An 11128-nucleotide genomic window follows, 5' to 3' on the forward strand; every position below is an offset into this window, starting at 1 on the left:
CCACGGGGTGGTCCGGTCGACCTTCTCGGCGCCCGTCGGCATGCGCCACCCCGGGGCGCGGGACAGCCGGATGCGGGCCGGGGTGGTGGTCATACTGCCTCCAGGTCGTGCTGCGCGACGTCGTACCTGACGGAGGGGAAGCGCATCAACGTCATGCCCGACTCCGCTGAGGTGACCACACAGCAGGCGGCTGACTTCCTGACCGTGTCCCGGCCCTATTCGATCAGGCTGTTGGAGTCCGGCGAGATCCTGTTCTGTCTGGTCGGTACCCATCGGCGGGTCAGGTTCCGTGACCTCCACGAGTACCGGAGCCGCGACGACCTGGAGCGCAGGGGTGCGGCCGACGACCTGACCGGGCTGACCCAGGAGCTGGGGATGTACTGACCGATGGCCTTCACGGTGGTCTACGACGCCAGCGTGCTCCACCCGAACACGTTGCGCGATCTGCTGATCCGGATTGCTGGGAGGGAACAGCCGGGCTCACTGCCACCCGGACTTCCACCCCCGGCAGACGCTGGCTGTCAAGGGCCACCGAGAAGGCGATTCTGCTCGCCAGCACCTATCGGGATCAACCGGCCGTCCTGAAGGTACTCACCGACCAGGCACAGCCGTGGCGGGAACGGTTCGCCCGCGAAAGCGCCGCCTACGAGGCGTTCACCGCCGCGCCGCCACCGGTGCACGTCCCGCCGCTGATGCGCTCCTGCGCAGTTCCCCGTTTCACACCTGACTGCGGCAAGTATCGGTGGAAGTGGAAGCCCTGCAACAATGACTTCCTCCCCGGCATTCAACGACTCCACGCTCTTCTCCGACCTTCCGAACGCAACACTGCCTTCGGAATCAGCGGTTATGGAGTGTGGGCGCCCTCAATCAGCATGCCGACCAGGAAGGTCGCGACTGTTTGCTCAAGTGCCTCGGCGAAAGGAACGTGCATGAATGCCAGGCTCGGATCGGCGTCGTAGGCGGCGAGGACGGCGGGGGCGGGATGACTGTGGGTCCACAGGGCTCCCACGAGGATTATGATCATGCTGGCTGCTCGGGCGGAACGTTCTTCCTTGAGCTCGGGGAGTAGGCGTTGGAGGAGCGTGGCAAGTCCGACCAGGCTGTCGCGTGCACCCTGCTTGTACCGGGTTGCGACCTCGATGGAGACGTTGCGCTCCAGCACTCCGGCCTGTGCGCTGAGCAGTTCGCAGAGCATCGGGTGAGTTGCAAACGAGGTGGCGAGTGCGCTGGCCATGGATTGGGCTCTGCTGTGCGGCGGGGCGGATGGGTCGACGTTCGACTGTAGTGCCTCGTCGATCTCTGCCAGGAGTTCGGCGGCGGCGTGGTCGAGGAGGTCGAGGAGCACGGCCTCGCGCGACTCGAAGTAGCGCAGCACGTTGGACTTCGCCAGTCCGACGCGGCGGCTCAGCTCGTTCAGGCTCAGCGCTGCGACGGGCATCTCATCGAGCATCGTGGCGGCAGTCTGGAGGATGCTCTGCCGCCGCACGGTGCGCTGCTCCTCGCTCCTGGCGCGTTGGAAAGCTGTCACACCACCCATTCTAGGAGACCGCCGGTCTCTTGACTATAGACCGTCGGTCTCTTACTCTTCGGGGGGTCGGTGATCCGATCGAGGGTCGAGGGCTGCCGGTCGGAGGCGCACCTCCCGTTGGCGGGCAACGGCAATCGATCGCACGGACCCCTCCCTGCGCGCGGCACGAAGATCGTCGCAGCTGTGCCGTCGGCTACGGCGCCGAACCCTCCTCGCCCCTGCGTCGCGCCCTGTCGGGTCGCGCGTCCAACGCACTCGCGGGGCGCGCTCTCCACTGTTCACCCGCGACGGTTGAGCCGGCTCGAGGGTGCGCGCCCGAAGTCGGGACCCACGTCCCGCCACTGACGACGGCCGACAGGAACCGCCTGCGGCGCCGACCTCGAACTGCACAACGCGATACAGACCGGCGGTCTCTTGACTGGAGACCATCGGTCTCTTACGGTAGAGACCGATGGTCTGATAGATGCTTCCCGACCCGATTGGGTGTCGGCCAGTACCTGCTCGGACAGCGCCCCCGGCCTGGCCGGAGTGCAACACCACGACACGGCGAAAGGAACTGACATGACCAAGAAGGTAGCTCTGGTCACCGGCGCCTCCTCCGGCATAGGCGAGGCCACCGCCCGTCAACTCCATGAGGCCGGCTTCATCGTTTACGGCGCTGCTCGCCGAGCCGACCGGATGACGGCGTTGGCGGCCTCGGGTGTACGTACGCTCTCGCTCGACGTCACCGATGAGACTTCGACCAAGAACGCGGTCGCTGAGATCCTCGCCGCTGAAGGCCGCATTGACGTTCTTGTCAACAACGCCGGGTACGGCTCATACGGCGCGCTGGAAGACGTCCCGATGCGCGAGGCCCGCGCGCAGATCGAGGTCAACCTGTTCGGTCTGGCCCATCTGACTCAGCTGGTGCTGCCAGCCATGCGTGCCCAGCGCAGTGGCACCATCATCAACATCAGCTCCATGGGTGGACGGTTCGCCACACCCATGGGTGCGTGGTACCACGCCAGTAAGTACGCCGTCGAAGGACTCAGCGAYGCGTTGCGCCTGGAGCTCAAGCGGTTCGGCATCGCTGTCCTGCTCATCGAGCCGGGCTCGATCCGGACCGAGTGGGGCGCGATCGCTGCCGAGAAGCTACGCACCACCTCCGGCCAGGGGCCGTACGCCGAGCAGGCAAACGCCATGGCTGCGTCGCTGGAGTCCAGCTCACGCCCTGACGCGAGGATGACTTCACCGACCAGCGTCATCGCCAAAGCCGTCACCAAGGCAGCCACCGCCCGCCGACCCCACACCCGCTACCGCGTCGGCTTCGGTGCCCGCCCGCTCATCTTCCTCAGCAAGATCCTGCCCGACCGGACCTTCGACGCCCTGGTCAAGCGCTCCTCCGGCGTTCCGGCCTGAACCGCCACTGCGGCCACTCCCGCCTGTCGAGCCCGGTTATCGCCCGGGTCCGGGGAGCGGCGCCCGAAGGTCCGTGATCCCGTCCAGGGCGGCGAGGGTGACCAGCGTGCCACCGCCGACGGCCTGGAGCGCACGGGCGCCTGGAGCGGCATCCTGTCGTAGGCGCCGGGCGGCGGGCCGGTGGCGTCCACCCTCCGCCGTGGTGCGGCTGAACCGCGCGACGGCACCCGCCCGCGGGTACGACCCCGCCGGGCACCGGGCCGCGTCAGACCGGGAGGTCGCCCGTCAAGGTGTCGCCGTCCAAGCGAACCCGGCCGCCCGAGGCTTCGACCCGGTCGCGGATTCGCACGGCTCGCCGTTCGTCAACGCCGCTCAGGCCACCGGCCTCGGTCGCCGTGACGCTGAAGTGGACCCGCTGCTCGATCCGGGCCGGCGACGTAGCTCTACCAGCCCAGATTTGAGAACCTCGACCCGGCGGGATGCGGTGGGTGCTCCCGGCGTCGTTATCGCTGAGGCCTGAGGCCTGAGGCCTGAGGCTTGGGGCTTGGGGCTTGGGGCCGCGGTAACCGGCGCCGACTCGGCCGCGCCGGGTGTACGGCCCCACGAACAATTATCCGACATGAATCCGAGTGCGGTGCCGGGAAACAGTGCCGCCCGGTCCCCGCCGAGCTGCGGCGCCCCGCCCAGAACACCCCGGATCACGCTAAGGCGCAGCTCACGGGTACGGCAGTGGCATGGTGTGTCCCTCCACCTTCCGTCTGCGCGCCCGGCTTTCACCTAAGGACCACCCGCTGGCGAGACAATCTCGGTGACAACGTCTGACCTACGCATGGGGGTGAACCTTGCGTAACCGGGAGCACCCTCGCGGTTGTCGAGTTGTTGTGTAGTGACGCCGGGTGTTGGGGAAAGGTTTGGTCGAACGCGTCAACCTAATTACGTCAACCGTCGCTCTTAGGAGGGGGAAACACCCGAACGGCGGCTGGGCTATCTCGGCGCGTGGCGCCGCCGTGGCCAGCGCCTACCAGAGCAGGAGCGTCAATGACGGATTGTTCCGACGGCCCTTCCACCATCCTTTCGAAGCGAACGGTCCCGCCGGATGACGCGACGCGAGGGATCAATCAGGAGGGATCCCATGGATCCCGGCGGCGTCCCACGGCACGTCGGCTGTCCCGCACCCTCGGCAGACTGACGGCACTGGCCCTGACCGGGCTCGTGACCGTGGCGGTCGCCGGCCCGGCGACGGCCGCCGGCCCGGGAAGCGGTGGCGGTGGGAGGCCGGCTCCGAGTGTGGACGGGGTGAGGGTTGGCTGGCTGCCCAGCGGCGTCAGCTTCACCAGCGCCGTGCCGAGCACCCGGATCGAGAGCGAAGTCATCATCGGCACGTTCGAGGGTGGCGGCACCACTGTTCGTCTGACAGTCCAGCGGGATACGCCCGAGGCGACGCTCGATGACGTGGCCAGCGCCTACGCGCAGTACTACCCCAGCAGCCAGCGTGGACGGGTCGCGCTGCGGGACACCGAGGCTGTCACCCTGCTGGCCAGCGGCGGCGGTATCTCCGAGATGACCTGGGTGGAAGGCGACCCGTCCGTCGTGCTGACCGTAAGCGGCCGGGTCGGTGAGAACGGGACCACCCCGCCGGGCCTGCTGCCCGAGGCCGACCTGCTCCGAATCGCCGAGTCGCTCACCGTCGGCCCGGCGCCGACGCCGACGGCCTGGCAGAGGCTGTCGGAGCCGCTGATCCGCGTCGCGTTCGCGGTCGGTCTCAACAGCTCCGAGGCTCCGCCGCGGGTGCCGCTGGCCGCCGTGGAGAACGGCCAGCGCCTGGTCGGCGTGCTGGAGAAGTTCCGCACCACCTACCCGGGGCTGAGCGCGCGGGTCACCGTCAACCAGATCTACTTCTGGGCGCAGGACCACGCCTCGGTCAGGTTTACGGTCGCCTACACCTACCAGGGCCGGTCCGGTTCCATCGGCAGCACCGGCGAGGCGGTCTTCACGCACGGCTCGTGGAAGGTCTCGGAGGAGACCTACCACAGCGTGCTGGGGCTCGCGTCCCTGCTCGGCAGCGCTCCCGCCTAGCCCGTCGACCGGCGGCTCCCCGGAAGCCGCGCGGCCAGGGGGCGCCGCGCCGCCGGAGCCAGTGACTGCCGGCCCGGCCGGCGGCGGCGCCACGGAGAACCCGTGGCGCCGCCGCCGGCAGACTCTCGGCCTCGGCGCGCCCAGCGGGGCGGCGGCTCGCGTCATGGCGGGCCGCCGCCCCATCGACGTGCACGCAGCGGTGCTGGGCGGCGCGGGCCAATCAATGGGGGCATTGGATGGACGAGGCGTCCCACGAGTCGTTCGAGGATTTCGTCACTGCCTCGGCCGACCGTCTGATGAGGACGGCCTTTCTGCTGACCGGTAACCGCCACGCGGCCGAGGACCTGCTCCAGGGCGCCCTGGAGCGCACCTACCAGCGCTGGGGCAGGGAACGCATCATCGCTCCGGAGGCCTATGTCCGCCGTGTGCTGGTGAACGCGGCCTCGAGCCGGTGGCGGTCGCGACAGTTCCGGGAGGAGCCGTTGGACGCGGCGGCCGAACGGGCCGGTGCGGACGGCATGCCGGATCTGGCGATGCGGGACCAGGTGCTGAGGGCCCTGCGCGAACTACCGAAACGGCAACGCGCGGTGGTCGTCCTGCGTTACTTCGACGACCTGCCGGAAGCCGCGGTGGCCGAGATCCTCGGATGCAGCGTCGGCTCGGTGAAGACCCACGCGTCACGGGCGCTGGCCCGGCTGCGTGGGAGCCAGCATCTGGGGGATGTCCGCGTCCGAATCGAGAGGAGGCGTTGATGCCGGCCGACAACGCTTACCCCGGCCCCGGCCCCGGCCCCGGCCCCGGCCCCGATTCCGGGTCCGGGTCCGGGTATACCTCCGCATCTGATCTGGCCTTCGAACAGACGCTGCGCGAACTGTTCGACCGGGCCACACGGTCCGTCGTGGCACCGGCCGACCTGACCGTCAGGGTGTGCGCACCGGCTCCGCCGCGTCATCAGCGAGGACGGCGCAAAGCACTCGTGCTCGTAGCGGCGGCGCTGGCCACGAGCTCGGTGATCATCGGTGGCCTGGCCGTCGAAAGGCACCTCCCTTCCGACCGTGGGCTGAACGTCATCACACCGGCGGCCGGAAGCCCGCTCCCCGGACCGGCCACCGGCGCGACCACGCATCCGGGCGTTCCGCCGGCCGGCGTGGCAACCGTCCCGCCAGCCGCCCCCGCGCCGCCGGACCAGGCCACCGTGGACGAGATCACGACGGCGTTCACCGAGGCATTCGACGGGGACGACAACATCGACGACGGGTTGGCCTACGTCCAGAACGGCGAGCGGTACCGCGACATCACACGGGGTTTCATCCAGCGTTATCCAGGTGTCATCGGCAATCTCAAGATACAGCTTGAGGAAATCACGCCGATCGCCGGCAACCAGGCCCAAGCGACCATCATCCTCACCCACACCGACCCCCAGCTCGGCAGGAAATGGGGGTACCAGATCAGACGAGAGGTGGTAGCCGTCCGCGTCGACGGCCATTGGTTGGTGAGTTCCGGCACGTACTCGTTCCTCGTCGGATCCGCCTGATCGGAAGCGTCCGTACACCAGGGCGCACCACCCGGAATGTGCGCCGGGAATATGCGATCCTGCCGGACATGATGAAGAGAACAAGCACGGGTACGGGTACGGCCGCCGGCTCGGTGACTGCCCTGCGGGTCTGCCCGCTGTGCGAGGCGACCTGTGGGCTGGAGCTACGGATCACGGACGGCCGGGTGACGGCCGCCCGCGGCGACGCGGAACATGTGTTCAGCCGTGGCTACCTCTGCGCCAAGGGAGCCTCCCTGCCGCAGTTACTCGGCGACCCCGACCGGCTTCGCCGTCCGCTGCTGCGCGACCGGGCCACCGGTGAGCACCGTGAGGTCGACTGGGACGAGGCGTTCGCCGCCGTCCACGCCGGGCTGCGGCGGGTGGTCTCCGCCCATGGCCCGGCCGTGGTCGCGGCCTATCTCGGCAATCCGAACGCGCACTCGATGGCCGGCGCCCAGCACAGGCCGGCGTTCACCCGGGCGCTGCGGACCCGCGCCGTGTTCAGCGCCTCCACGGTCGACCAGATGCCCATGCACGTCGCATGCGGCCTCGTCTTCGGCCACCCCTCGCTCATCCCGGTGCCCGATCTGGACCGCACCGACCACCTGCTGATGCTCGGTGCCAATCCGGCGGTGTCCAACGGCAGTCTGTGCACGGCGCCGGACTTCCCCGGCCGGCTGGCTGGAATCCGCGCGCGTGGCGGGCGGGTCGTCGTCGTCGACCCACGCCGCACCCGCACGGCCGCCCTCGCCGACGAGCACCTGCCGATCCGGCCCGGGACGGACGCGCTGTGGCTGTTCGCGATCGTCAACGTCCTCGCCACCGAAGGGCTCGTCCGCCCCGGCCCGCTCGCCGCGCACCTGTCCGGAGCGGACAGCGTCGCCGAGCTTGCCGCGCCGTTCACCCCGGAGCGGGTCGCCGCGAGCTGCGGAATCCCGGCCGAGACGACCCGGCGGACTGCTCGCGAGCTCGCCGCCGCGCCGCGAGCCGCCGTCTACGGGCGGATGGGCACGACCACGGTCGAGTTCGGCACCCTGACCAGCTGGCTGACGATCGCCCTCAACGCGATCACCGGCAATCTCGACGTCCCGGGCGGCGCCATGTTCGGTCGGGGTGCGCACGGCCGCGCCGACCGGGTGCCCGGCGGGCGGGGCGGCGGGCGCGGGTGGCGCACCGGGCGCTGGCACACCCGCGTCCGCGGTCTGCCGGAAGTGATGGGCGAGCTGCCGGCCGCGGCGCTGGCCGAGGAGATGGACACCCCCGGAGACGGCCGCCTACGGGCGCTGTTCACCATCGCGGGCAACCCGGCGCTCTCCACACCGGACTCCGCCAGGCTCGCCGCGGCACTGGCCCAGCTGGACTTCATGGTGAGCGTCGATCCGTACCTCAACGAGACGTCCCGGCACGCCGACGTGGTGCTGCCGCCGGCTGATCCGGCCCGGGTCGGGCACTACGACTTCGCGCTCGGCGCGCTGGCGGTGCGCACCGTGGCGACCTATTCGCCGCCGGCGCTGCCGCCGTACCCGGGCGGGATGGCCGAGCACGACATCCTGGCCCGCCTCACCCTCATCGCACTGGCTCTCGCCGCCGAGCCGGCCGATGCCGACGCGACAACCGACGCGGAGCTGCCGGTCGAGGACCCCCGGCCAGCCGATGCCGCGGTCTGGACCGACACCGCCGTCGCGGCCTTCCACGAGTACCTGATCGAGGAGGCACTGCGGCGGGCGGTCACGGAGCCCGGCTCACCTGTCGCCGGGCGGGACGTCGCCGAACTGGGCGCTCTCGTGGACGGCGACGGCGCACCGGAACGCCTGCTCGACATCGCGCTTCGCACCGGGCACTTCGGTGACGCGTTCGGTGCGCGGCCCGGCGGGCTGAGCCTGGCCACGCTGTGGGCGAACCCGCACGGGATCGATCTGGGACCGCTCGAGCCGCGGATCCCGGCAATGCTGCGGACGGCCAGCGCGACGGTGGAGCTGTGCCCCGACCCGATCGTGGCCGACGCCGCCCGCCTGCGCGCCGCCCTCGACGCCCACGAGGCGGCTGAGGGCCGCGAGCCCTCCATGACCCCGGGTTCCCCAGAGGCACCGGAGAGCCCGGGACTGACCCTGATCGGCCGGCGTCACCTGCGGACGAACAACAGCTGGCTGCACAACGTCCCGGCGATGGCCCGGGGACGAGATCGCTGCACCCTGCTGGTGCACCCCGACGATGCCGCTCGCCACGGCGTCCGCGACGGCGGGTCCGCCCGGATCACGTCCACCGCCGGCTCCCTCGACGTCCGGGTGCAGGTCAGCGACGAGATGATGGCCGGTGTCGTGTGCCTGCCGCACGGCTGGGGCCACGGCCTCGCCGGCACCCGGATGTCGGTCGCCGCCGGACACCCCGGAGTGAACACGAACATTCTCACCGACAGTTCGCGGATCGACCCGCTCTCCGGTACCGCCGTGCTCAACGGCATCCCGGTGTGGATAGGACCGGTGGGCTGAACGCCGGAATCCGGCTGCCGTCCTCGGTCCGGCGCACACCCGGCACACCGGTGCGGGCCGTGTGCGTGACGCCGCGGCGTTAAAGTCCAGACACGTCTCTTTACGGCGGTGGATGTCCGGCTCGTTTTCTGCGCGGCGGACGTCCCGGCGGTGGCCGGCGTCGGTACCGCGGCCGGCCCGGGAATCCGTCGACCGGCGGATGGCACCTGGGGAGCATGGGATGGCTGACGCGCGCGAACCGGTCGACCGTGACGGCGGGACGATTCTCATCCTGACATTGGGATATCTCATGTTGGCCGCGATGCTCGCCGTGGTGGTCACCGACGTGTCCGCGCTGTATCTCGCCCGTCGGTCCGTCGCGTCGGCCGCCGACGGTGCCGCCCTCGCGGCCGTACAGCGTATCGACGAGAACGCGATCTACACCGCCACCGAGGATTTCGAGGCACTGCCGTTGTCGGACATCGTCGACGCCGTCGACGAGTACGAGGCGCAGGCGGACCCGTCCGGCCGGACCGCCCTGGACGCTTCTCTCGTCGACACGACGACCGTCCGGGTGGAGGGCAGCCGGACGGTGGAGCTGCCGGTGGTCGGTTTCCTCGGTGTCGGCCCGGTGACGGTGCGCGCGGGCGCGCAGGCCCGATCGCTGGTCAGACCGCCCGCCGGGCCCTGAGCTCGCCGGCCCTGAGCCCGCCGAGCGCCGAGTCCGCCGAGCGCCGAGTCCGCGGTCCGGGCCGCGGCTCAGAGGTCCTTGCGGCCCGACATCATCTCGGCGCGCGGCGACGGGACGGCCGTCGACCCGCCGGCGTGGGGCAGGGCCACGTCGTGGCAGGTCTCGTCGCCGGGGCTCGGTGCGGCTGCCGGGAGCGCGATCCACCCGGCGGTGGCCGCCACGAGATCGTCGAAGCCGTGACCTGTCCGGATCTCGGCGAGGTCGGAGACGTCGCGCACCAGGCGGGCGACCCACTCGGCCGGCCGGCGGGCGGCCAGGGCGACCGCGTCGGAGGCGTGCTCGACCGCCTCGTCCCGGTCCGGGAAGTCGCGGGCGATCGCGGCCCGCGACTGAGCCATCCGCACCGAGACGATCATGCCGGTCTGGCCGCTGCGGGCGATGAGCGACGCGGCCCGGTCGAGGTAGGGAGCCGCCTCGTCGGCCGCGCCGACGGTGGTGAGCGCTTCTGCACAGGCGAGGGCCAGGTCGGCAGGTGAATAGGTGTCGAGGCTGAACCCGGGACGTCCGTGCACGTCCTCACCGAGCTCCGCCATGGTGGCCCAGGCCCGGGTCACGGAGTCGCGCACGCCCGCGGCGTCACCGGCGGCGGCACAGGCGCTGGCGGCGACCTTGCCCGAGATCAGGGCCCGGGTGGGGCTGCGGCCGGCGATCCGCGCGGCCGAGCCGGCGATCTGCAGGGCGACGGCCGGGCTGTGCGGGCGCACCACCCGGGCGCGCAGTGCCAGTGCGCGGGCGGCGAGCGGGCCGTCCCCGGCCGCGCGGGCCAGGGACGCGGCGCGGTCGGCGCGGGCCGCGGCTTCGCCGTGCCGGCCCCGGTCGTACGAGGCGGCGGCGGCAGCGGTGGTGACCGCCGCGTGCAGCCACATCCAGTCGATGGCGGCGCGCCCCCGCAGCCGGTACTGCTGCGGGATGGTCCGACTGGTCTCCTCGAGCGGCTCGAGGGTGGACGCGGTGGTGGCGAGATCGACGGTCTCGTAGTTCGCGACGGCCGCGCGCAGTGCCCCGAGGCACGCGTCATGCAGGCTCGAGGCGGTCTCGTGACCGGCGGCCGGTGTCGGGCTCTCGGGGCTCATCGGGACCACGGCCAGTACGCCGGTCGTGAGCAGGACCGCACGTCGATCGACGCCAATCGACACGAGGGGACCCTCCGTTCGCAATCCGCTCGCCCGTGCCCGCTCGGGTGTCTTCCGGGCGTCGGCGGCCGGCTGTTGCGAGTGCGCATATCCGCTGACCTCACGTCTGTCGCCGTTGTGTCGTCTGCATGTCCCGTCGCCGGTGACGGAGGCGCCGCGCCATGACGGGGCGCCGCCGGTGGCCGCCGACCGATGCCGGCTGCCGATGCGGTAGGTCTGTTGTCGCCGGCCGCTGCCACT

At 71.0% G+C, this 11128-nt stretch carries 9 protein-coding genes; 7 read left to right on the forward strand and 2 right to left on the reverse strand.

What is annotated here, in order from left to right; translation table 11 throughout:
* The first annotated feature begins 153 nt into the window (after positions 1-153).
* Complete coding sequence (locus BBK14_RS38770) at positions 154-384, forward strand: excisionase family DNA-binding protein (protein ID WP_083390777.1); 231 nt, start codon at positions 154-156, stop codon at positions 382-384.
* 460 nt (positions 385-844) lie between these two features.
* Here BBK14_RS38770 and BBK14_RS06865 read toward each other — a convergent pair whose 3' ends face one another.
* Positions 845-1537, reverse strand: coding sequence for a TetR/AcrR family transcriptional regulator (locus tag BBK14_RS06865; RefSeq protein WP_198541197.1), 693 nt, complete (start codon positions 1535-1537; stop codon positions 845-847).
* 474 nt (positions 1538-2011) lie between these two features.
* Here BBK14_RS06865 and BBK14_RS06870 point away from each other — a divergent pair, with 474 nt between their 5' ends.
* From BBK14_RS06870 to BBK14_RS06895, 6 genes are all read left to right on the forward strand, one after another.
* Entirely contained in the window at positions 2012-2926 is a 915-nt protein-coding gene (locus BBK14_RS06870) for an oxidoreductase (protein WP_241831241.1), read from the forward strand.
* Positions 2927-4222: 1296 nt separating this feature from the next.
* Complete coding sequence (locus BBK14_RS06875; RefSeq protein WP_241831243.1) at positions 4223-5002, forward strand: MTB12 C-terminal domain-containing protein; 780 nt, start codon at positions 4223-4225, stop codon at positions 5000-5002.
* Between the two features lie 236 nt (positions 5003-5238).
* Complete coding sequence (locus BBK14_RS06880) at positions 5239-5754, forward strand: SigE family RNA polymerase sigma factor (protein WP_020463251.1); 516 nt, start codon at positions 5239-5241, stop codon at positions 5752-5754.
* Positions 5754-6536, forward strand: a complete 783-nt coding sequence (locus BBK14_RS06885; protein WP_071060350.1) for an MTB12 C-terminal domain-containing protein — start codon at positions 5754-5756, stop codon at positions 6534-6536. Before BBK14_RS06880 ends, BBK14_RS06885 begins: the two co-directional genes overlap by 1 nt.
* Before the next feature lie 68 nt (positions 6537-6604).
* On the forward strand, positions 6605-9025 hold the full coding sequence (locus BBK14_RS06890) for a molybdopterin-dependent oxidoreductase (RefSeq protein WP_071060351.1): 2421 nt from the start codon (positions 6605-6607) through the stop codon (positions 9023-9025).
* Positions 9026-9245: 220 nt separating this feature from the next.
* Entirely contained in the window at positions 9246-9695 is a 450-nt protein-coding gene (locus BBK14_RS06895; RefSeq protein ID WP_071060352.1) for a pilus assembly protein TadG-related protein, read from the forward strand.
* Between the two features lie 68 nt (positions 9696-9763).
* On the opposite strand, the gene BBK14_RS06900 is transcribed toward BBK14_RS06895, so the two are convergent.
* Positions 9764-10891 carry a hypothetical protein gene (locus BBK14_RS06900; protein WP_071060353.1) on the reverse strand — a complete coding sequence of 376 codons (1128 nt, stop codon included), beginning with the start codon at positions 10889-10891 and terminating at the stop codon, positions 9764-9766.
* Positions 10892-11128: the final 237 nt, after the last annotated feature.

This window comes from Parafrankia soli, from assembly GCF_001854695.1.
Taxonomy (GTDB): domain Bacteria; phylum Actinomycetota; class Actinomycetes; order Frankiales; family Frankiaceae; genus Parafrankia; species Parafrankia soli.

Bases quoted from the DNA above. Each gene is read 5' to 3' on its own strand.
- BBK14_RS06890 (WP_071060351.1), top strand. From the start codon at position 6,605: ATGATGAAGAGAACAAGCACGGGTACGGGTACGGCCGCCGGCTCGGTG.
- BBK14_RS06885 (WP_071060350.1), top strand. From the start codon at position 5,754: ATGCCGGCCGACAACGCTTACCCCGGCCCCGGCCCCGGCCCCGGCCCC.
- BBK14_RS06895 (WP_071060352.1), top strand. From the start codon at position 9,246: ATGGCTGACGCGCGCGAACCGGTCGACCGTGACGGCGGGACGATTCTC.
- BBK14_RS06880 (WP_020463251.1), top strand. From the start codon at position 5,239: ATGGACGAGGCGTCCCACGAGTCGTTCGAGGATTTCGTCACTGCCTCG.
- BBK14_RS38770 (WP_083390777.1), top strand. From the start codon at position 154: ATGCCCGACTCCGCTGAGGTGACCACACAGCAGGCGGCTGACTTCCTG.
- BBK14_RS06865 (WP_198541197.1), bottom strand. From the start codon at position 1,537: ATGGGTGGTGTGACAGCTTTCCAACGCGCCAGGAGCGAGGAGCAGCGC.